The organism is Haloplanus sp. GCM10025708 (assembly GCF_042663985.1).
Lineage (GTDB): Archaea > Halobacteriota > Halobacteria > Halobacteriales > Haloferacaceae > Salinirarus > Salinirarus marinus.
In genome coordinates this window covers 245,017-265,335 of the sequence record NZ_JBHSZA010000011.1, presented here as the reverse complement: position 1 = coordinate 265,335, position 20,319 = coordinate 245,017, and the positions used below count along the sequence as shown (strand labels likewise).

At 69.8% G+C, this 20,319-nt stretch carries 12 protein-coding genes and 12 pseudogenes; 7 read left to right on the top strand and 17 right to left on the bottom strand.

Annotation, left to right across the window (positions count from 1 at the left end; translation table 11 throughout):
* Positions 1 to 12: 12 nt before the first annotated feature.
* The 3 genes and pseudogenes from ACFQJD_RS04425 to ACFQJD_RS04415 all read right to left on the bottom strand — a co-directional run bounded on the left by ACFQJD_RS04425 (position 13) and on the right by ACFQJD_RS04415 (position 2,542).
* Positions 13 to 452 (bottom strand): annotated as a pseudogene (locus ACFQJD_RS04425) (hypothetical protein).
* A 41-nt stretch (positions 453 to 493) separates the two neighbouring features.
* On the bottom strand, positions 494 to 1,189 hold the full coding sequence (locus ACFQJD_RS04420) for an ATP-NAD kinase (RefSeq protein WP_379796430.1): 696 nt from the start codon (positions 1,187 to 1,189) through the stop codon (positions 494 to 496).
* 54 nt (positions 1,190 to 1,243) lie between these two features.
* Positions 1,244 to 2,542 (bottom strand): annotated as a pseudogene (locus tag ACFQJD_RS04415) (M28 family peptidase).
* Between the two features lie 147 nt (positions 2,543 to 2,689).
* Here ACFQJD_RS04415 and ACFQJD_RS04410 point away from each other — a divergent pair.
* Positions 2,690 to 3,855, top strand: a pseudogene (locus ACFQJD_RS04410) (thiolase domain-containing protein).
* Entirely contained in the window at positions 3,852 to 4,226 is a 375-nt protein-coding gene (locus tag ACFQJD_RS04405; protein ID WP_379796428.1) for a Zn-ribbon domain-containing OB-fold protein, read from the top strand. The pseudogene ACFQJD_RS04410 and the gene ACFQJD_RS04405 overlap by 4 nt, the downstream one beginning before the upstream one ends.
* A 6-nt stretch (positions 4,227 to 4,232) precedes the next feature.
* Here ACFQJD_RS04405 and ACFQJD_RS04400 read toward each other — a convergent pair.
* The 3 genes and pseudogenes from ACFQJD_RS04400 to ACFQJD_RS04390 all read right to left on the bottom strand — a co-directional run bounded on the left by ACFQJD_RS04400 (position 4,233) and on the right by ACFQJD_RS04390 (position 6,739).
* Positions 4,233 to 5,164 (bottom strand): annotated as a pseudogene (locus tag ACFQJD_RS04400) (alpha/beta fold hydrolase).
* A gap of 104 nt (positions 5,165 to 5,268) precedes the next feature.
* Positions 5,269 to 6,326, bottom strand: a pseudogene (gene meaB / locus ACFQJD_RS04395) (methylmalonyl Co-A mutase-associated GTPase MeaB).
* Positions 6,323 to 6,739 carry a cobalamin B12-binding domain-containing protein gene (locus tag ACFQJD_RS04390; RefSeq protein ID WP_379796426.1) on the bottom strand — a complete coding sequence of 139 codons (417 nt, stop codon included), beginning with the start codon at positions 6,737 to 6,739 and terminating at the stop codon, positions 6,323 to 6,325. Before ACFQJD_RS04390 ends, meaB begins: the two are co-directional and overlap by 4 nt.
* An 85-nt stretch (positions 6,740 to 6,824) precedes the next feature.
* On the opposite strand from ACFQJD_RS04390, the gene ACFQJD_RS04385 reads away from it, so the two are divergent.
* The gene (locus ACFQJD_RS04385; RefSeq protein WP_379796424.1) at positions 6,825 to 7,355 is read left to right on the top strand and encodes an RDD family protein; all 531 of its coding nucleotides are present in this window, start codon (positions 6,825 to 6,827) and stop codon (positions 7,353 to 7,355) included.
* Between the two features lies 1 nt (position 7,356).
* On the opposite strand, the pseudogene ACFQJD_RS04380 reads toward ACFQJD_RS04385, so the two are convergent.
* Both ACFQJD_RS04380 and ACFQJD_RS04375 read right to left on the bottom strand, forming a co-directional pair.
* Positions 7,357 to 9,164, bottom strand: a pseudogene (locus tag ACFQJD_RS04380) (S9 family peptidase).
* 38 nt (positions 9,165 to 9,202) lie between these two features.
* A pseudogene (locus ACFQJD_RS04375) lies at positions 9,203 to 9,463 on the bottom strand (MTH865 family protein); the annotation flags it as partial.
* A 92-nt stretch (positions 9,464 to 9,555) separates the two neighbouring features.
* Here ACFQJD_RS04375 and ACFQJD_RS04370 point away from each other — a divergent pair.
* Positions 9,556 to 10,614: pseudogene (locus ACFQJD_RS04370) on the top strand (M42 family metallopeptidase); the annotation flags it as partial.
* On the opposite strand, the pseudogene ACFQJD_RS04365 reads toward ACFQJD_RS04370, so the two are convergent.
* Positions 10,613 to 11,666: pseudogene (locus ACFQJD_RS04365) on the bottom strand (glycosyltransferase). The pseudogenes ACFQJD_RS04370 and ACFQJD_RS04365 overlap by 2 nt on opposite strands.
* A 121-nt stretch (positions 11,667 to 11,787) precedes the next feature.
* Here ACFQJD_RS04365 and ACFQJD_RS04360 point away from each other — a divergent pair.
* The 3 genes from ACFQJD_RS04360 to ACFQJD_RS04350 all read left to right on the top strand — a co-directional run bounded on the left by ACFQJD_RS04360 (position 11,788) and on the right by ACFQJD_RS04350 (position 13,200).
* Positions 11,788 to 12,228 (top strand): universal stress protein, encoded by a 441-nt coding sequence (locus ACFQJD_RS04360; RefSeq protein ID WP_379796422.1) that lies wholly within the window; start codon positions 11,788 to 11,790, stop codon positions 12,226 to 12,228.
* A gap of 70 nt (positions 12,229 to 12,298) precedes the next feature.
* Positions 12,299 to 12,751 carry a universal stress protein gene (locus ACFQJD_RS04355; protein WP_379796420.1) on the top strand — a complete coding sequence of 151 codons (453 nt, stop codon included), beginning with the start codon at positions 12,299 to 12,301 and terminating at the stop codon, positions 12,749 to 12,751.
* Between the two features lie 68 nt (positions 12,752 to 12,819).
* Entirely contained in the window at positions 12,820 to 13,200 is a 381-nt protein-coding gene (locus ACFQJD_RS04350; RefSeq protein ID WP_379796418.1) for a hypothetical protein, read from the top strand.
* A 31-nt stretch (positions 13,201 to 13,231) separates the two neighbouring features.
* Here ACFQJD_RS04350 and ACFQJD_RS04345 read toward each other — a convergent pair whose 3' ends face one another.
* From ACFQJD_RS04345 to ACFQJD_RS04310, 8 genes and pseudogenes are all read right to left on the bottom strand, one after another.
* Positions 13,232 to 13,849, bottom strand: coding sequence for a DUF420 domain-containing protein (locus ACFQJD_RS04345; RefSeq protein WP_379796415.1), 618 nt, complete (start codon positions 13,847 to 13,849; stop codon positions 13,232 to 13,234).
* Positions 13,850 to 13,949: 100 nt separating this feature from the next.
* Positions 13,950 to 14,992: pseudogene (locus ACFQJD_RS04340) on the bottom strand (NAD(P)-dependent glycerol-1-phosphate dehydrogenase).
* Between the two features lie 116 nt (positions 14,993 to 15,108).
* Positions 15,109 to 15,801, bottom strand: a pseudogene (locus tag ACFQJD_RS04335) (LysE family translocator); the annotation flags it as partial.
* Between the two features lie 57 nt (positions 15,802 to 15,858).
* Complete coding sequence (locus ACFQJD_RS04330; RefSeq protein ID WP_379796413.1) at positions 15,859 to 16,557, bottom strand: TMEM165/GDT1 family protein; 699 nt, start codon at positions 16,555 to 16,557, stop codon at positions 15,859 to 15,861.
* Positions 16,554 to 17,255: a metal-dependent transcriptional regulator gene (locus ACFQJD_RS04325; RefSeq protein ID WP_379796411.1), complete on the bottom strand. Its 702-nt coding sequence runs from the start codon at positions 17,253 to 17,255 to the stop codon at positions 16,554 to 16,556. Before ACFQJD_RS04325 ends, ACFQJD_RS04330 begins: the two co-directional genes overlap by 4 nt.
* 70 nt (positions 17,256 to 17,325) lie before the next feature.
* Complete coding sequence (locus ACFQJD_RS04320) at positions 17,326 to 18,492, bottom strand: pyridoxal-phosphate dependent enzyme (protein WP_379796409.1); 1,167 nt, start codon at positions 18,490 to 18,492, stop codon at positions 17,326 to 17,328.
* 50 nt (positions 18,493 to 18,542) lie between these two features.
* A pseudogene (gene pdhA / locus ACFQJD_RS04315) lies at positions 18,543 to 19,639 on the bottom strand (pyruvate dehydrogenase (acetyl-transferring) E1 component subunit alpha).
* A 71-nt stretch (positions 19,640 to 19,710) separates the two neighbouring features.
* Positions 19,711 to 20,304 (bottom strand): J domain-containing protein, encoded by a 594-nt coding sequence (locus ACFQJD_RS04310; protein WP_379796408.1) that lies wholly within the window; start codon positions 20,302 to 20,304, stop codon positions 19,711 to 19,713.
* Between the last annotated feature and the right edge of the window lie 15 nt (positions 20,305 to 20,319).

Here is a 20,319-nt window from a genome sequence, read left to right as displayed (position 1 = left end):
AAATCGACCGGTTCAGACGATGGCGCTCCAGACGGGCTGGATGACGAAGAAGACGCTCTGGAAGGCGGCGTACAGGAAGACGACGACGGACGCGGCGAGCGCGCTCTTTGGCCGTTCGAGTTCCATCCCGTTACGGACCTCGACCTGCCGGGCCTCGAACTCGAAGAAGTCCGAGAGAAAGAGGCTGATGACGAGCACCGTCAGCACCATCCCCCGTGGGGCCTGAGAAAGAGATAGCCGAAAGACACCAGGACCAGCAGCACCGACGTCACGACGTGGGGCGTGTACCGCGAGAGCGTCTCGGCCCCCTGTTCGGCCTGTTCGACGTACGAGTGGTGGGCGCGCTGGCGCGTGAACAGATTCACCAGCACGACGGCGAACGCGATGTGGGCGATGTACGGCTCGACCGCCTCGAGCGCGCCGAGTGGGACGACGAACTGTAACGGTTGCATACCTCGTCTTGGGACGGTAACTCATTAGAGTTTTTCCAATCCTATCCGTCGGGAGTGAGAAATTCGACCGTCGACGCGCGGTCGACGCCGACGGCCGCTCCCTCCCCGACTTCGCGGCGTCGGTCGCCGTCCAGATAAACCGAGACGTCGCCCTCCCGCTCGACCGACAGGTCGACGTCGGGGTCGAGGACCCACACGTCGGTCTGTGTCGAGAACGGGGCGACGGGGACCACCGAGAGTCCGGTTCCGGCGTCGAGGACCGCGCCGCCGGCGGCGGCGGCGTAGCTGTCGCTCCCGAACGGCGTGGCCACGACGACGCCGTCGGCCCGGAACGCGGCGACGGCGCGGTCGGCCGCGGAGACGGCGTATTCGGAGATGCGCGCGGGCGCGCTGGTCATCAACGTCACGTCGACCAGCGCGTGGCCGGCGTGGTCGCCGTCGACGGTCACCGAGAGGACCGGATGGGTGGTGTGCCAGTAGTCGCCGGCCGCGAGCGACGCGACTGCCGATTCGACGTTCGATTTCGGGACGGCGTAGCGGCCGCCCGCCGGCGTCACCGGGAGCACGGGCGCGTCCGCCGGCGTCTCGACCAGCGAGTGGATCGCGGCGTCGCCGGCGGCGACCACCACGTCGGCGTCCGCCTCGGCGACAACGTCGACGCCGGCGTCGCGGATCGCGCGCTCGACGGACTCCGCTTCGCCACGGAAGGCGACGTCCACACGACCACCGTCCCACATAGGAGCGGATTCGTCCGCGTCCGTTAAAGGCCTCGTGGTCGAGAGCGCGTCTCGTCAGAAGGGCCAGTCGCCGGTGAGTCGTAGCCCTCGGCCTCGCCTTCGGCTTCGAGGTCGGCGGCGATGGCGTCGGGACGGCGACGCGCCACCGTCCGGTCCTCGCTCGCCAGGTCGACGACGAGTTCGGTCAGCACGATCGCGCTCTCGCGGAGCGTTCGCACGTCGAGTTTGTCGAGGGTGTCGGCGGCGGTGTGACCCCAGCCGCGTCCGCGACTGCTCGCGTCGCTGCCGACCATCAGTCCCGGAACCCCCGGGCGACGAACGGCCAGTGGTCGCTGTGGGGCGTCTGCCGCGGGACGACCGACACGGGGTGGTCGAACCGGTCGGCGGCCGCCTCGGTGGCGTCGCCGAGGTCGGCGAAGCCGTGGGTGTGGACCTGGATCGTCCGGGCGCGACAGACGCCGTCGAGGTTGACGACGGCCGTTACCTCGTCGACGTCGACGCGGGCGGCCTCGCGGGACGACCCCTGCAGTCCCACTTCCTCGGCACCGAACGGGACGAACCGGACCCGGGTGTCGAGTTCGGCCTCGCGGGCCGCGAGCGCGCGGGCGACTTCGACCAGCGTCGCCGTCCCCGCGCCGTTGTCCAGCGCCCCCTCCGCGACGTCGTGGGCGTCGACGTGGCTGGTGACCAGGAGTTCCGCCTCGGTGTCGGGGCCGAGCGCCGCGTGGACGTTGCCGCTCTTTGCCGGCGGCGTCTCGCAGTCGACCGCGAGTTCCACCCGGTCGCCGCCGAACCGACGGCTCAGACGGCGTCCGACCTCCTTGCTGACGCCGACGGCCGGAATCTCGCCGATGGGGGAGTCGTCGGAGCCGACGCTGCCGGTCGGGGCGAGACAGCCGTCGAGGTGGCTGCGAAAGAGAAACCCCGCCGCGCCCGCCTCGACCGCGCGGTAGTACTTCTCGCGGCGGTGGATGGTCCGGTCGAAGTAGTCGGGGACGGTGTCGGAGACGAGGACGAGCGCGCCCGTCAGGTCTCGGTCGAAGTCCGCGGGGAGGCCGTCGCCGAGGTCGACGAGGGTGCCCTCGGCCGTCGCCGCCGGACTCCGGGGAGCGCGATGCAGTCGTGTGTCTCCCCGCCCGCGCGGACGGCGCTGTCGCCGCGAATCCAGCCCTGTATCTCGAAGTCGTCGATGCGGGCGTCGCGCGCGCCGACGTCGGCGAGTGCGTCCCGGGTCGCTTCGAGCCCCGCCCGTTCGCCCGCGGTGCCGGCCATCCGGTCGCCGACGTCGACCAGTCGCTCGAGATGCGACCATCCCACGTCGCTGGTGAACGTCTCGCCGATCCACGTCGTCATATCCGGAGTCCGACCCCGAGCGGGAAACCGTTTCGGGCCGCGGAATCGACGTTCGTCTCGTCGGCGGTCGACGTCTGACGTTCGGATTCGCGGCGAGTGAGTCGCTATCCGGCAGGTCTTTATTCGCGCATCCGTCTATGTGACCTTATGGCAGGCGTACGTGTCGCTGGCGTCGGATTGACGCAGTTCGGCCGGCATCCGGAGCGGACGGGCCGCGATCTGTTCGCAGAGGCCGCCCTCGCCGCGCGCGAGGAATCCGGCGTTCCGAGCGACGACATCGAGGAGTTGAACTTCGGGAACTACATGGGCGTACTGGCGGAGCGACAGGGCCACATGGCACCGTTGATGGCGGAGGCGGCCGGTCTCGACTGTCCGGCGACGCGGTACGAAGACGCGTGTGCCTCGGCGGGGATGGCCGTCCGCGAGGCGGTTCGCACCGTCCGGTCGGGCGAGAGCGACGTCGTCCTCGCCGGCGGACTGGAGCGGATGACGAACCTCGACACGGCGGACGTGACCGAGGGCCTGGCGACGGCCGCCGACGAACTGTTCGAGATCCGTCAGGGGATGACCTTCCCGGGGGCGTACGCCCTGATGGCGCGGGCGTACTTCGAGCGCTACGGCGGGAGTCGCGAGGACCTCGCCCATATCGCCGTCAAGAACCACGACAACGCCTTCGAGAACGAGTACGCGCAGTTCCACCGCAAGATCACGGTCGAGGAGGCCCTCGACGCGCCGATGGTGGCCGACCCCTCGGACTGATGGACGCCTGTCCCGTCACCGACGGCGCGAGCGCGCTCGTCCTCGTCAGCGACGAGTACGCGGCGGAACACGGCCTCGATGCGCCGGTGTCCGTCACGGGCACCGGTCAGGGCGGCGACAACCTCGCCCTGCAGGACCGCCGCGACATGGCTTCGACGCCGGCCGCCGAGAAGGCCGCCGACGAGGCGTTCGCCGACGCCGACATCTCGCCCGGCGACGTCGACGCCGCCGAGGTCCACGACTGTTTCACCATCGCGGAAGTGCTCGCCATCGAGTCGCTCGGCCTGTACGAACGCGGCGAGGGCATCGGGGCCGCCCGCCGCGGCGAGACGACGGCCGACGGCGACGTCCCGGTGAATCTCTCGGGCGGCCTGAAGGCGAAAGGCCACCCCGTCGGCGCGACCGGGGGCAGCCAGGTCGTCGAGATGACGCGCCTGCTCCGGGGTGACCACCCCAACAGCGACGCCGTTCCCGACGCCGACGTCGGCGTCACCCACAACGCGGGCGGCACCGTCGCCTCCGCCGTCGTGCACGTTCTGGAGGTGGACCGATGAGCGACGAGGGCTTCGACGAGTGGCTGGACGCCATCGGCGAGGGCGAGGCGTTCTACCTGGAGTGCGACGAGGGCCACGGCTCGCTGCCGCCGCGTCGCATCTGTCCGCACTGCGGGTCGTTCGAGCTGTCCGAGACCCCGCTTCCCGCCTCCGGCACCGTCGAGACGTTCACCACCGTCTACGTCGGGACGCCGGACTTCACGGACGAGGAACCGTACGTGACCGCGATCGCGGACTTCGGGCCGGTGCGGCTGACCGGCGTCCTCCGCGACGTCGATCCCGACGACGTCGAGGTGGGCCTGACCGTCGAACCCGACGTCGGACGGAACGAGGCGACCGGCGACCGACTGCTCGTCCTCCGCCCGCGCTGACCCCGATCAGGCCGTCGCGCGCAGCGCGTCCCCGACGACGTCGACGAACCGCTCGGGGTGTTCGACGTGTGGCAGCAGTTTCGCGTTCTCGAAGGTGACCAGTCGCGCGTCCGCCTCCGCGGCGAGGTCGCGTCCCCGTTCGACCGACTGCGGGTCGGCGTCCACCCCCAGACGACGGTGACGGGCGCGTCGATCCGCGAGAGCGCGTCCCCGAGGTCGACGTCGGAGTTGAGGTAGCCGCTGACGAACGACGCCGGGGCGAACCGGGCGTTCGGCTGGTGGGTCGTCCGCCACTGGTAGTCCGTCCACGACTCGGTGACGTGGTCGGTGTCGTAGTAGCCGTGGTCCGCGCCGAAGTACCGAATCGAGGGTTTCGACGCGACGAGGTCGAACAGGGCCGATCCGACGACGGGCGCACGGAGGAGTTCGCGGAGCCACTCCGCCGGCGGATCGGGGCCGGCGACGGCCGTCGGGCAGACGAGGACGAGCCCCGAAACCTCGGTTCGCTCGGCGGCGCGGGCGACGTACGCGCCCGCCAGCGACGACGCCACGACCGCCGGCTCGTCGAACCGGTCGAGGAAGGCGGCGACGAAGTCCTCGTAGAGCGCCGCGGAGTAGCGAAGCGGCGGGCGGTCGGACCGGCCGAAGCCGGGCAGGTCGGGCACGACCACGCGATACCGGTCGGCCAGTCGATCGAACACCTCGCGGAACTCGCCGCTCGATCCCGCGACGTTGACGCCGTGGAGGAGAACGAGCGTCGGGTCGTCCGGATCGCCCGCCGCCGTGAAAGCGACGTTCATCCCCCGCCAGCGGTAGGTGTGCTGATCGCCGTCGAGCGCCGGTTCGAGGTCGCCGGCGCGTCCGCGCAAGAGTCGGTGGACGCCGGTAGCGGCACCGACGCCGAGGGCGGCGTATCCGATGGCTCGTCGGAGTTTCATACGGGAACCGAGGGCAGCCACGGACTTATAGCATGTGCGGGTCGAAACCCCGCGGCGACGCTGGCTCGACCCGGCTTCCCGAACGCGGGGCGTCGCCCCGGCCGTCAGTCGCGACGGTCGCGCACGCAGTCGGCCAGCGGTCGAATCACGTCGTCGGCGACGGTGTAGGGGTCGGTCTCGCGGTCCAGCACCGACGACACGAGTTCGTCCATGCCGCCGCGCCGGTCGAGTTCCTCCTCCAGAAGCGACGCCGCGTCGCTCCGGAGGAGCTGGCGGATCTCCTCGGCGTAGCGCGTGCGGGCTTTCTCCTCGAGCGCGCCCGTCGATTCGAGGTAGTCGTAGTGGTCGTCGAACGCGCCGACGAGGTCGTCGACGCCCTCGCCGGACGTCGCCACCGTCTCGACGACGCGGGGCGTCCACGCCTCCTCGCTCCCGGCGTCACGCGTCTCGGCGGGGGCGACGTCGTCCAGCACGTCGGGGCCGTGGTGGCCCGCGTCGACGTTCGTGCCGTCCTCGCGGAGGTGGATCATCTCCTCCAGTTCGGCGACGGTCCGTGACGCGCCCTCCATGTCGGCTTTGTTGACGACGAACACGTCGCCGATTTCGAGGATGCCGGCCTTGAGCATCTGGACGTCGTCGCCGCTCCCCGGCTGGACGAGGACGGCGACGGTGTCGGCGGTTCGCACCACGTCGATTTCGTTCTGGCCCGCGCCCACCGTCTCGACGATGATGCGGTCCTTGCCGAAGGCGTCGAGGGCCTTGATGGCGTCGGCGGTGGCCGTCGAGAGGCCGCCCAACTGCCCGCGGGCGCTCATCGACCGGAAGAACACGTCCATGTCGCCGACGTTCGACGCCATGCGGATGCGGTCGCCGAGGACCGCCCCGCCGGTGTACGGCGAGGACGGATCGACGGCGATGACGCCGACGGTCAACCCCGCGTCGCGGTAGGTCTTCGCCAGCTTGTCGACGAGCGTCGACTTCCCCGCCCGGGGCTCCCCGTGACGCCGATGACCTCCGCCCCGCCCGTGTGGGCGTGGAGTCGAGAGACGAGATCGCGGTAGCCCGGCGACCGGTTCTCGATTTTCGTGATGACGCGGGCGAGCGCGCGGTGTTCGCCCGCGAGGAGTTCGTCGACGAGGTCCGCCGTATCCGCCCGACTCATCGCTCCGGAACGTTGTTGCGGACGAACTCGATGGTCTCGTTCATCGAGGTCCCCGGTCCGAACACCTCGGCGACGCCCATCCCCTTGAGCGTCTCCTTGTCGTCGTCGGGGATGATGCCGCCGACCAGGATGAGCGTGTCCTCGAAGGCACCGTACTCCTTCAGCCCGTCGACGATCTTCGGGACGAGCGTGTTGTGCGCTCCCGAGAGGATGGAGATGCCGAGGACGTCGACGTCTTCCTGCACGGCGGCCTGGACGATCTCGTCCGGCGCGCGGTGTAATCCGGAGTAGACGACTTCGAACCCCGCGTCGCGGAAGGCGCGAGCGATGACGTGTGCACCCCTGTCGTGTCCGTCGAGTCCCACCTTCGCGACCAGACATCGGATGTTGCGTTGCTCCTGTCCTGCGCTCATACCCGGTGATTCGAAGCGTGAGTGTTTGACTCTAACGGAGCCGTTCCCCACGTAGGTTTTTGTAGGAGACGTGTCAGCAACGAGTATGGAACGCCCGGACCCCCGGCTCGGCACGCAGGGCGACGTCGTCGGCGCGCGAATCGTCGCCGTCGTCGTCGACTTGCTGCTTCTCGCCATCGTGAGCGGCCTCATCACCGCGCCGCTGACGGCGATAAGCCCCCGCGTCGGCGCGCCCGTCGGAAGCGTGATAAGCACCGTCGTCGCGTTCGCCTACTTCACTTTCCTGGAGGGCACGTACGGGCAGACCCTCGGGAAGAAGATACTGAACCTCGTGGTGGCCGGGAGCGACGGGAGCGACTGCGGCCTCGGCGAGGCGGCCATCCGGAACCTCCTCCGCTACCTCGACTGGCTCCCGGCGTTCTACCTCGTCGGCGTCGTCGTCGTCTACCTCACCGAGGACCGACAGCGACTCGGCGACGTCGCCGCCGACACCGTGGTCGTTCGGGCAGCCGAATCCGGTGGGGGCGACGCGTCGACCGGCGACGCCGAACCGGACGCCGAAAACGGGGGCGCGAGCGAACGTGACGGGGCCGAACGGGGATCGGCCGAACCCTGACTCAGACGTGGGCGTCGAGGAACTCGACGACGGCGGAGTAGGCTTCGATGCGGTTCGCCAGTTTCGAGAAGCCGTGGCCTTCGTCCTCGAAGATGAGTTCGCGGACGGGAACGCCCCGATCGCGGGCTTTCTCGACGATCTGGTGGGCTTCCTGGACCGGCACGCGCGGGTCGTTCTCGCCGTGGAGGACGAACAGCGGCGCGTCGAGTTTCTCGACGTTGTTGATGGGGCTGATGGATTCGAGGAACTCCCGGTCTTCCTCCAGCGATCCGTACTCGGCCTCGCGGAGTTCCCGCCGCCACTCGCCGGTGTTTTCGAGGAACGTCACGAAGTTGGCGATGCCGACGACGTCGACGCCGGCGGCCCAGAGGTCGGGGTACTCCGTCAGCGCCGCGAGGACCATGAACCCGCCGTAGGATCCGCCCATGACAGCGATGCGGTCGGGGTCCACCGCGGGGTGGTCGTGGAGCCACTCGACGCCCGCGCGCAGGTCGGCGACGGCGTCGAGTCGCTTCTCCACGTCGTCGAGGTGGCTGTAGGCCTTGCCGTAGCCCGTCGACCCTCGGACGTTCGGTTCGAAGACGGCGTAACCGTTGGCCAGCAGGTACTGTTTCACCCGGCCGAAAGAGGGCCGTCGCTGTGACTCGGGGCCGCCGTGGACGTCGACGACGACGGGCGTCTCGCCGTGGCCGGTGTCCGTCTCGGGGAGCGAGAAGAACGCCGGGATTTCCCGGCCGTCGAAGGTCGGGTAGCGGACGAGTTCGGGCGCGACGAACGTCTCGCGGGGGATGCCGGCCGTCGAGGCGCGGGTCCAGCGCTCGCTCGCCCCCGTTTCGACGTCGACGACGTAGACGTTCGCGGTGTCATCGCTGGCGGTGACGGTGAGGGCGAACTGCTCGGCGTCGGGGGCGAAACTCACGCCGCCGGCGACGCCCCGCGGAAGGTCCGGGTCGGGGAACGACCGGAGTTCGTCCGGGGCGACGAGTTCGCCGGCGTGGAGTTCGGTGTAGCCGTCGACGTTCCGCGAGTAGACCAGCCGGCCCGTGTCCTCGTCGAGGGCGACGCCGTCGACGTTCCAGTCGCCCCCGTCCTCGACGACGGTGAGGGCCGCCGTCTCCAGGTCGAGGCGGGCGAGCGCGAGCGTGTCGGCGTCCCGGTCGGTGACGAGATAGAGGCTCTCGCCGTCGGGACCCCACGAGACGCTACGGTATCGAACCTCGCCGTCGTGGGGCGTGAGATGCTCCATCTCGCCCGACGCGACGTCGAGGACGTAGACGTCCTGGTCGTAGGTGGAGAACGATTCGGTGACGACGAGTCGGTCGTCGTCGGGGCTCCACCCGCCGACGGTGAGCCAGCCGTCCCCGTCGAAGACGCGCTCGGCGTCGGTGCCGACGGCGTCGCGGTCCTGGACGTAGACGTCGAAGACCGACTCCCGCCGGCGGTTCGACGAGAAGGCGAAGCGCTCCCCGTCGTGACGCCACCCGCCCCACCAGTGTTTGGCGTCGGGGTGGAGGGTGAGGTTGGTGATCTCGCCGGTGTCGGGGACGAGACGGAACAGTTGCTCGCGCTCGTTCCCCCCTCGTCCATCCCGAAGAGTAGTTCGGCGCGTTCGGGCGACCACGAGGCGAAGGTGACGCGTTCGTCGAAGAAGGTGCGCTGTTCGGGCCACGCCCCGGCGTCGTCGAGCGTCCACACCTGGGGGACGCCCGTGGTGTCCATCAGGAACGAGACGGCCTCGCCGTCGGGCGAGAACGACGCCCCGTGGGCGCTCCGGACGTTGAGGTAGCGTTCGATGTCGAACTCGTACATACCCGGCGTTGACCGGGAGCGACCAAACCGTTTCGGCAGAGCAGACCCTCGGATTTCAGCGCCGCCATCACGTCGTCGACGAGGTCGTCGACGTCCTCGTAGGGGAACTCCTGGTGTCCGCCGAGTTTCGTCGCCATCTCCATCGCCGAGATGCTCACGTCGCCCGACTCGAACCGCGTCGCCGGCCCCTCCGGCAGGGCCGGGACGAGGTCCATCTGACTCGACACGGGGTATTCAGCACTGCTCAACGCCTCGCGCAGTTGCGCCCGAATGTCCGCTTCGACGTCTTCGTCTGCCATGGGGGTACTGGTCCAATCAGGTGGAAAAGCGTTCCGAAACCGTCGATACCGGGAGGCGAGGTGTTTTTCCGCCGGCCGCCGTCAGCGCCAGTATGGACGACACGGACGCGGCGTTCGACGCCGAGTTGCTGACCGAACTGACCGAGACGAGCGGCGTCCCCGGACACGAGGACCGCATCCGCGACGTCGTGCGCCGGGAACTCGACGGCGTGACAGACCGGATGCGCTCCGACGCGATGGGCAACCTCGTCGGCACCGTCGAGGGCGCGAGCGACTTCGCGGTGGTCGTCGCCGCACACATGGACGAAATCGGCTTCATCGTCCGGCACGTCACCGACGAGGGCTTCCTCCAACTCGACGCGCTCGGCGGCTGGGACGCCCGGATTTTGAAGGCCCAGCGCGTCTGGGTCCACACCGACGACGGCGACGTGCGCGGCGTCATCGGATCGCCGCCGCCACACACGTTAGACGAGGAGGAACGCGAGGAGCGATCGAAAGTCGAGGACGTCTACGTGGATCTGGGCCTGCCGGCCGACGAAGTGCGCGCGCGCGTCGCCGTCGGCGACCTGGTCACCGTCGAACAGACGACGGTGCGGACGGGAGACCACGTCACCGGGAAGGCCCTCGACGACCGGGTGTGTCTGCTCGCTATGCTCGAAGCGGCCCGGCGACTCGACGACCCCGCGGTGACCGTCCACTTCGTCGCCACCGTCCAGGAGGAGGTCGGTCTCAGAGGCGCGGAGGCGGTCGGCGTCGATCTGGACCCGGACCTCGCCGTCGCCCTCGACGTCACCGTCGCCAACGACGTCCCCGGCTTCGAGGCGGGCGACTACGTGACCGAACTCGGCGAGGGCGTCGCCGTCAAACTGAAGGACTCGAGCGTCCTCACCAACCCGAAGGTGACCCGTCGCCTCCGCGACGTCGCCGAAGCGAACGGAATCGACTACCAGCTCGAAGTCCTCCCGAGCGGCGGGACGGACACCGGGCAGTTCCAGCGCAGTAGCGGCGCGACGGCCGCGGGCGCGCTCTCGGTGCCGACGCGCTACCTCCACACGCCGACCGAGAGCGCCCACGTCGACGACGTGGCCACGACCGTCGACCTGTTGACGGCGTTTCTCGACGCGGAGACGGGCGAGACGGACTACACCCTCAGAAGATGCCGTAGTCGTCGACGGCCTCGCGATAGCAGTCGAGATACCGCCGCTCGACGGCCGCGTGGTCGTAGTTCGCGTACCCCTCGTCGACGGCCCACCGTTCCAGGTCGGCGGCGGCGCGTATCTCGTCGGCAATCTCCTGGGGCTCGTCACCAGCGACCCGCGCGGGTCGCCCTCGACGAGTTCGTGTGCGCTCGACCCCGCCTGGTACTCGACGATGCCGACACAGCCACAGGCCAGCGCCCAGAGCAGGTCCGTCGCGAACGGCTCCCAGGTCGCCGTCTGGACGAAGACGTGCGCCCCTTGAGGACGGGCACGCGTTCCTCGGGGTCGAGTGTGCCCAGGAACTCCACCCGGTCGTCGATGCGGAGGTCGGCCGCCGTCCGCTCCGCCGCCGCCCGTTCGGGGCCGTCGCCGATGACGACCGCCCGCCAGTCGCGCGTCCGGAGTTCGGCCAGCGCCAGCAGGAAGTTCTCGACGTTGGCGTGTTCGTCGACGCGGCGGGCGTAGACGAGATCCGCCCGGTCGTCGACGGGGACGTCGCGGACGAGCGCCATGTCAACGCTGTCGGGGACGATTCGCACGGCGTCGGCCGCGACGCCGTACTCCCGGACCTGCGTTTCGACGGTCCGCGAGGGGACGAGAATCTCGTCCGCTGCCCGGGCGGCGCGTCGATAGCCGCCGCCGTCGCCATCCGGCGTGGTCCACCAGTCGGCGACGACGGGCGTCCGGAGGACGCGCCCGGCGGTCTTGGCCGCCGATACCGCCAGCGGCGGATCGGTAGCGACGTGGATCACGTCGGGGGCGACCTTCCGCAGGACGAACGGGAGTTTCGAGGCGAACGCTCGCGGCGCGTGGTCGGACGTGACGCGGCGGTACGTGACGCCCTCGTACTCGAAGGCGTCGTGGTCGCCGCCCCACCACTGGACACAGCAGTAGGTGACGTCGTGGCCGTCGGCCGCGAGGCGTTCGGCGACGCGGCGTAACCGGGCCGGGTGTCGCGCCTCCCGGTGGTGTGCCGTCGACGCCGAGACGAACGCGACACGCATACACGCCGGCAGGCGGCGGTGCCGTAAAAAGTATACTGTCGCCACCGCCCCACCGTCGCCCGTTCCCGCCGGTCGGGAACGGAGGACGAGATACTTATCGGGGGCGGGCGAACGAGAGACCGTGTACGACAACATCCTCGTTCCGACGGACGGTAGCGAGTGTGCGAACGCCGCGGTCGATCACGCGCTGACGCTGGCCGACCGCTTCGACGCGACGCTGCACGCCCTCTACGTCGTGGACGTACGGGCGACCCACCACAGCGCTCCCGAACTCGGGATGGAGCGGGTCCGCGAGTCGCTGGAAGCGCAGGGGCGCGAAGCGACGGGCGACGTCGCCGCGCAGGCGCGAGAACGGGGCGTGAACACCGTCGAAGCCGTCGAGGAGGGGACGCCCGAGGACGTCATCGAGGAGTACGTCGACACCCACGACGTCGACGTCGTCGTCATGGGCACCCACGGCCGGACCGGCCTCGACCGGTTCCTCCTCGGGAGCGTCACCGAACGCGTCGTGCGCACGGCCGACGTCCCGGTGTTGACCGTCAGCGGCGCGAAGTCGGAGTGAGGCGGGAGCGACCCCCGTCACCGGGACGACGCCGACGGAGTTTTACCCGCTGCGAGGCGTATCGACGCGCGTGTCTCAGTACACGGATGTCCTCGTGACGACGGACGGGAGCGACTGCGCCGGCGACGCGGCGGCCCACGCCGTCGCGCTCGCCGACGCTCACGACGCGACGCTGCACGCCCTCTACGTCGTCGAGACGCGAACGGGCTACGACAACGCCATCGTCGATCCGGAGACGGTGCGCGTCCGCCTGCACGAGGAGGGGAGCGAGGCGACGGCCGCCATCGCCGAGCGAGCGCGGACGAGCGGCGTCGACGTCGTCACGGCCGTCGCGGAGGGCAGCCCGCCGGACGAGATCCTCGCGTACGTCGCCGAGCACGACGTGGACGTCGTCGTGATGGGCGCACGGGGACGCTCCGCGTTCAGGACGGCCCTCCTCGGCAGCACGACCGAGTCCGTCCTCGCCCGGAGCGACGTGCCGGTGCTGGTCGTCGGCCGATCCGACGGACGGGACGACGACTGACCGCCTCGGACCGAGCGTGCGTCCCGCGAAAGCAAAACAGTTACTCGGGACCGCCGGGTAGTCGTGACGTGGCGTCCGAACCGAGGGCTGCTGCCGATCCGTACGAGATCTGCCTCCCCGACGAGTGGACGGTGACCGTCGAGGACCCCCGCGTCGTCTACGAGAACGGCGACGCGACGGTTCGAGTCGTCGTCACCGAGTTCTCGCGGAATCTGACGCTCTACTGGTGGGTGGACGTGGCGACGCGGGCGGCGACGGACAACGCGTGGACGCGCCGCGCCGTCGGCCCGGAGACGACCTACCGGGACCACGAGGCGGCGATCGACCACGCCGAGGAGTTGATTCACGAAGCGGCGAACGGTCGAGAGTTCGCCGACTCCCCGCCGGTGGCGTCGGTCGAACGGAGCGACTCGGCGGGTCGCGGCGACCGGCGACGACGCGACTCGTAGGCGTCGGCGGCGAAGTCGGTGGATACCGACCTTAGAGCGGCAGGGCGATCGTCGCCGCGGCCTCGACGAACTCGAAGTCGTAGACGTGGTTCAAGAGGAGGTACGCGACGACGCCCATCGAGAGCGAGAGCACCCACGTTCCAGCGGCGACGCGGCCGACGCGGGCGTGAGCGGTCTCCCGGAGTTCCGCGGGCGTGTGCGTCACCCCGAGGACGACGGCGTAGAGGACGACCGGGACGGCGGCGATAGAGAGGAGGATGTGGACCGCGAGCATGGCCAGATAGGGGTAGTAGACGAGCGTCGGGCCGACGAACTCCTTCGTGCCGCCACCGCCGATTTTCGTCAGGTAGAGCACGAGAAAGACCAGAATGAGGACGAACGCAGTGCTCATGGCGGCGGCGTGTTTCCGAACCGCGCCGCGTCGAATCCACCGCCACCCCGCGACGAGGGCCAGCGTCGCACAGGTGTTGACGACGGCGATGGCGTCGGAGAGGGCGTTCACCTCCGCGAGCGTCAGGTCCGGAAAGACACTCCCCGGAACGACGCCGAGGAACGTCCCGATGACGAGCGCGTAGCCGACGACGGAGAGAACGGCCGTGACCGCCGCGGGGTGGTCCTTGGCAGGGCCGCTCACACTGGCAGAAGCCATAGCCGGCCGTTGGGACGACGCCGTATTCTCTCTTCGGTTTCGTCGCGGGGAGTCGGAGACGACGCCCGACGGGACGCCGCGGGCGATGGCGGACGCCGAGTCAGATGACGCCCGTCACGGTGCAGGCTTCGATGGCGGCGTCCTCGCTGACGCCGTTGCCGAGGATGGTGTAGCGGTCGCGGATGGCGTGGGCGGTGGTGAACGCCTCGACGAACGTCTCGTCGTCGACGCCGAGCTCGGCGGCCGTCGTCGGCGCGCCGATTCGGCCGAGAGCGTCCCGGACGTCGCGCCACTGGCCCGTCTCGCCCTCGTGGAGGTAGGCGGTGACGAGCGAGCCGACGCCGACCTGGTGGCCGTGGAGGGCGGCGTCGGGGGCGAGCCGGTCGAGCTGGTGGGAGATGAGGTGTTCGGCCCCGCTGGCCGGGCGCGACGACCCCGCGATGGACATGGCGACGCCGGAGGAGACGAGGGCTTTGACGACCACCAGGCGGACTCCTCTAACCCCTGTTTGACCGACCCGGCGTTGTCGACGAGCATCTCGGCGGTCATCTGCGAGAGCGCGCCCGCGTACTCCGAGTACTCGACGTTCTTGAGGCGGTGGGCGAGCTGCCAGTCCTGAACCGCCGTGTAGTTCGAGATGATGTCGGCACAGCCGGCGGTGGTGAGCTCCCACGGCGCGTCCGCCAGGAGTTCGGTGTCGGCGACGACGGCCAGCGGCGGGTCGGCGGCGACGCTGTGACGGGTGTCGCCCTCGGGGATCGAGGAGCGGCCGGAGACGATGCCGTCGTGGCTCGCGGCGGTGGGGACGGAGACGAATCCGCAGCCGAGCCGGTGGCTCGCCATCTTCGCGGCGTCGATGGCCTTCCCCGCCGAGACCGACGAGGAAGGCGACGTCTTCGCCCTCGGCGGCGTCGATGACGCGTTCGACGGCCGCGAAACTCGCGCTCTCGATGGTGACCGTCGCCGGGTCGTCGAACTGCGCACGGACGCGGTCGCCGGCGACCCGATTCGGCGTCGGGCTCGTGACGACGAGCGGCCGGCCGGAGACGACGAGGTCGGCGACGGCCTCTCCCACCTCGTCGATGACGCCGTGACCGACGACGACGTTGCGGGGAGCCTGATCCACGTCGACTTGTCGAACATACCGGCATCTCTCGCGGGACGGTTGAAACCCTTTCGTGTAGGTCGGGCGCTGAGTCGCCCGTCGGTCGAGCGATCCGTGGCCGAGCCGACGAGCCGTTCGGCGGCAACAGCCTGAGGAGCGTCCGCGCGGCGTCGGAGAGAAAGAGGACGCCAAAGCCCGCGAGGACGAGCGCGCTCGCGCCGGCGACGGCGGGGGCGAACGCCTCGACGCGGCGTTCGGCCGCCCGGAGCGCCGCCGGAAACGACGCGATCCAGACGAGGATGCCGAGGAAAAAGCCGACGAGCATCGCGGGGCTGCCGGTCTGGACGACGAACAGGCCGGCGAGCGACTCGCCGACGTAGGGCGTCTGTCCGAGGACGTCCACCCGACCGGGCCGGAGCAGGCCGACGCCGATCGTGAGCCAGAACAGTATCTGATAGGGGTTCGTGAGCGCGAGGACGAACGCCTTCCTGAACCCCCGCGTTCGGGGCGTTCGCCCGCCGTCAGTCGGGAGATCCCCGTCGGGGACGAACTCGCCGCGCGCCTCGCGGACCGCGCCGTAGGCGAAATAGAGCATGAGGAAGCCGCCGACGCCGACCATGAGCGCCTGTACCGTCGGGAACTGCTCGACGAACGTGACGACGCCGAGGAGGGCAAGGACGAAGAAGGTCGCGTCGGCGCTCATCGCCCCGAGGCCGGCACGGAAGCCGGCGGTCCACCCGTTGACGACGGATTCCTCGGCGATGACGGCGTTCATCGGTCCCGGCGGGGCGGCCAACGCCAGTCCGAAGACGACGCCCGCAAAGAGCGACGGGAGGAGATTCGGCATACCCGCGGTCTACGCTGTGGGGGTGGAAAAGCCTTCCAGTCAGCGCGCCGCGCCCGTTCAGAGCGCGGCGAGGAGCGCGTTCGAGACGGTCGCCACCGCCTGCTCCCACACCGAGAAGCCGGTCACGAGTTTGAGGGCGACGTCCGCGGCGAAGAAGGCAAAGAGCGCGGCGGAGGTGAGATGCGCCTTGCGGAGATTCAGTCGGTGGGAGAACCGGTGGAAGAAGTAGGCGTTGGCGATGCTCACCGGGATGATGGCGAGCATCTCGCCGACCCAGATGGCCGACGTCGCGCCGTACTGAACCGCCAGTCCGATAGTGATGAGCTGGGTCTTGTCACCGAACTCGCCGAACGCCATCATCGCGAAGATGGGGAGGAAGCCGCCGAAGCGCTCGGGGATGTCGTAGCCGAGGATCGTCGGGAACTCGACGTCGTCGGCGACGCCCGTGATGCCGCCGTCGGCCTCCGCCGGCGCGCCGCGGGCGGGCGCGGAGCGAAAGAGCAACACGGCGAAAAGCAAGAAGAGCGCGCCGGTCAACCCGTCGAGGACGAGCGGCGAGAGCGCCTGCTGGAGCGCCCGACCGAACAGGATTTCGAGCGCGGTCCATCCGGCGAAAGCCGACCCCGCGGCGGCGACGACGAGCGCCGGGTTGTAGCGCGTCGAGAGGCCGGCGATGATGAACTGCACCTTCTCGCCCGGGAGGACGGCCAACTGCGCGACGAAGGCGATGGTGAGAACTTCGAACCAGCCGGTCACGCGCCGTTCACCTCCTCTGCCGTTCCGGGGTCGCCCTCGGCCGCGACGGGGCGGACGCGGATCGTCCGCGCGACGGACTCGGGGAGACTCTGCTCGTCGTCGCCGACGCGAACGGTCACCATCCCGAACGGCGCGACGTCGACGACGACGAGTTCGGTCCCCGGGACGACGCCGGCGTCGTCGAGGTAGTCGAGTTCCGCGGGGTCGCGGTCGCTGACGCGGCTGACGACGACCCGGTCACCCACCTCGTGGTCGTCGAGGAGCGACGTCTCGGCGCGGTCGACCGGGTCCAGGTCGACGCTCGGAATCGGGTCGCCGTGTGGGTCCACGTCCGGGTTTCCGAGCGCCTCCGCGACCCGGCGTTCGAACTCCTCGCTGATGTGGTGTTCGAGGGCGTCTGCCTCGTCGTGAACCTCCGCCCACGAGTAGTCGAGTTGCTCGGTCAGATACGCCTCCAGCAGTCGGTGGTGACGCAACACTTCGAGCGCTACCGCCTCTCCCTCGTCCGTGAGTTCGACCCCCTTGTACTTCTCGCGTTCGAGAAACCCCCGGTCGGCGAGCTTCCCGATCATACTCGTCACCGTCGGCGGCGTCTTCTCCATCTGTTCGGCGATGGCCGAGGTAGAGACGGGCGGCCCGCGTTCGGCCTGTAAGGAGTAGATGGCCTTGAGATAATCCTCCATGACGTCGCTTAGCATACCTGGTTTAGACTAGTCTAATAGAAAAGCTTGTCGTCTCGAATACGACTGCGTCGGTGTGAAATCCCGCTCAGACGCCCTTGCCCATCAGGTGGCTCCGGAGGATGTCGGCCGTCTTGACGCCCGCGTCGGCGTTGACGAGGACGACGGTGTCGCCGGCGTCGAACGCCTCGTCCGCGAGTTCCCACGCGCCCGAGGCGGCCGCACCGGCCGTCGCACCCACCTCGGTCCCGAGTCGCTGGGTGACGGCGACGGCGCTTTCGAGGACGTCCTCGTCGTCGACGGCGACGCCGTCGCCGCCGGACTCGTCGACGGCCCGGACCGCCAACCGCCCGCCAGCCGGGTCGGCGATCTCGAGTTCGCCGGCGATGGTGTCGGGGTGTTCCCACGGTTCCGGGTCGTCGATGCCGCGTTCGAGGGCGGCGACGATGGGCGCACACCCCGCAGCCTGCGCGGCGTAGAGGCGCGGGAGCGCGTCCGTCGCGCCGACCGCCCGGAGTTCTCGGAAGCCCTTCGCGACGCCCGCCAGCACCTCGCCCGTACTCGTGGGAACGACGACGGCGTCCGGCGCGTCGCCGAGGTCCGCGACCACCTCGAAGGCGAGCGTCTTGACGCCCTCGTGACGGTACGGCGTCGTGAACTCCTGAAGGGAGTGCCAGTCGGTCTGGAGGTTCTCGTGGAGGGCCGACCGGGCGTCCGCGAAGCGGCCGCCGACGACGCGCATGTCGCCGCCGTGGACGTTCACCATCGCCTTGTTCGGGAACGGGGCGCGCGAGGGGAGAAAGGCGTAGACGTCCGCCCCGACGCGTTCGACGTAGGCGGCGGCGGACTGTCCGGCGTTCCCCGGCGACGCGAGCGCGTAGAGGTCCGCGCCGCGTTCGTGGCCCATCGTCACCGCGAGCGACAGCCCCCGGTCGAGGACCGTCCCGGTCGGGTTCCGCCCCTCGTCTTTGAGGAACACGCGGTCGACCCCGAGATCGGCGGCGAACTCGTCTGCCGGAACGAGCGGCGTCGCCCCCTCGGCGGCCGAGACGCCGCGGGCGACCGAGACGGGCAGGAGCGCGTCGTAGGTCCACATCGAGTCGGCGTCGGCGGTCAGGGCCGCGGGGTCGACGGCGTCGTAGTCGTAGGCCGGATCGAGCGGCGCGTCGGCGTCGCTCCGCCCGACGTGGGACGGATCGTAGCGCTCGCCGGTCGCCGTACAGTCGAGTCCGAGGAAGGCGTCCGTCGTCTCCATACCGACCATCTCGACGGGAGCGACTAATCCCTTCCCGTCCCGTTCCGTCCTCAGTGGTCGCGCAGGAACGCCTCGTCGCCGTACTCGTCGAGCAACGAGAGGAACGCCTCGCGCTGGGTGCGGAGTTCGTCCGGTAACTCGGCGTAGGCGTCGTCGAACATCTCCGCCGGGTTCCGCTCGGCGTCTTCCGCCGCCTCGACGATGGCGGCGACCCGCTCCTCGATTTCGGCCTCGATGGCGGCCGCGCGTTCCGCGTCGAGACGCCCCGTCCCCTCCAGATACGCCTCGAACCGCCGGATCGGGTCGCGTTGCTTCCAGCGTTCGACCTCCGCCTCGTCGCGATAGACCGTCGGATCGTCCGCCGTCGTGTGCGCGCCGTAGCGGTACATCACCGCCTCGATCAGCGTCGGGCGGAGTTCGTCCTCCTCGGGCGACTTCGCCTTCTCGACGGCGTCGCGGGTGACCGCGTAAACCGCGAGGGGTCCATCCCGTCGACGCGAACGCCCTCGAAGCCGTACGCCTCCGCCTTCTGTGCGAACGTCGCGCTCGCCGTCTGCCGTTCGGCCGGGACGGAGATGGCCCACTGGTTGTTGTTACAGAAGAAGACGGTCGGCGTGTCGAAGACGCCCGCGAAGTTCAATCCCTCGTGGAAGTCGCCCTCGCTCGTCGCGCCGTCGCCGAAGTGGACGACGAACGCCTTCTCCTCCCCTTTGAGTTTCGACGCCCACGCCATCCCGACGCCGTGGGGGATGTGGTCGGCGATGGTGATGTTGAGGGGGAAGACGTTGTCGTCCGCGAGGGCCGCGTTGCCGCGTTCGTGACCCATCCAGTATTCGAGGTACGACGAATCCAGGTCGCGGACGACGACGGCCCCGTGCTCGCGGTACTGATAGAGGATCCAGTCGTCGTCGGCGAGGGCGTACGTCGAGCCGACCTGTGCGCCCTCGTGGCCAGCGGCGGAGGCGAAGGTGCCGAGACGGCCCTGCCGCTGGATGCTGATGGCCTTCCGGTCGAACTCGCGGGTCAACCGCATGTCGCGGTAGATGCCGAGGAGGGTCTCGTCGTCGAGGTCGGGCACGTCGGCCCCCTCGACGACCGCGCCGTCCTCGTCGAGGATCCGGACCAGTTCGGTGTCGTCGGTCGTCACGTCTCACACGACTCACGGCGGCGTGATAACTGCTCGGACGCGGACGACGAACACGCCCGTCGACGGGACCCTCACCCGGCGTGTTTTTTCGCCGTCGTGTAGGCCTCGCGGAGTCGGCGGAACGACTCCTGGTCGCCGCCGTGGTCCGGGTGGACGTCCTTGACTTTCGCCCGGTAGGCGGCTTTCACCTCGTCGACGCCGGCGGAGCGGCGGAGTCCGAGCGCCCGGAACGCCGCCGTGATCGGGTCGTCGGCGTCGACCCGGGCGGCCCGCTCCGGAACGTCGAACGGGAGTCGACGGCCGAGTTGCGACGCCGGCATCTCGTGTTCGCAGAGGACCGCGTACGTGCCCGCGCGTTCGATGCGGAAGTACGCCCGCGGGTCGAAGGTGATGGCGACGTCGCGTTCGGGGAGGTAGAAGTCGACGGGGTTGCCGTGTACCTCGCGGTCCTCGACGAACCGCTCGCCGACGCCGAGGAGATAGGCGCGGATCTCCGCCCGGCGGCGGGCCACGCCGTCGACGCGCGGCCCCCGTTCGGTCTGTGGACCCGGGAAGAGTCGACCGGCGACGAGGAAAAGGCCCGCGACGGCGACGGACGCGACGGTGCCCACCGCGAGGCCGACGACGAGCCACGGTGGGAGATGAGAGAGCCAGTCTGCCGGCACGTCACCCCGTTGGCG

Coding starts and splice junctions, on each gene's coding strand:
- ACFQJD_RS04420 (WP_379796430.1), bottom strand. CDS start 1,189: ATGTGGGACGGTGGTCGTGTGGACGTCGCCTTCCGTGGCGAAGCGGAG.
- ACFQJD_RS04405 (WP_379796428.1), top strand. CDS start 3,852: ATGAGCGACGAGGGCTTCGACGAGTGGCTGGACGCCATCGGCGAGGGC.
- ACFQJD_RS04390 (WP_379796426.1), bottom strand. CDS start 6,739: ATGAGCGCAGGACAGGAGCAACGCAACATCCGATGTCTGGTCGCGAAG.
- ACFQJD_RS04385 (WP_379796424.1), top strand. CDS start 6,825: ATGGAACGCCCGGACCCCCGGCTCGGCACGCAGGGCGACGTCGTCGGC.
- ACFQJD_RS04345 (WP_379796415.1), bottom strand. CDS start 13,849: ATGGCTTCTGCCAGTGTGAGCGGCCCTGCCAAGGACCACCCCGCGGCG.
- ACFQJD_RS04325 (WP_379796411.1), bottom strand. CDS start 17,255: ATGCTAAGCGACGTCATGGAGGATTATCTCAAGGCCATCTACTCCTTA.
- ACFQJD_RS04320 (WP_379796409.1), bottom strand. CDS start 18,492: ATGGAGACGACGGACGCCTTCCTCGGACTCGACTGTACGGCGACCGGC.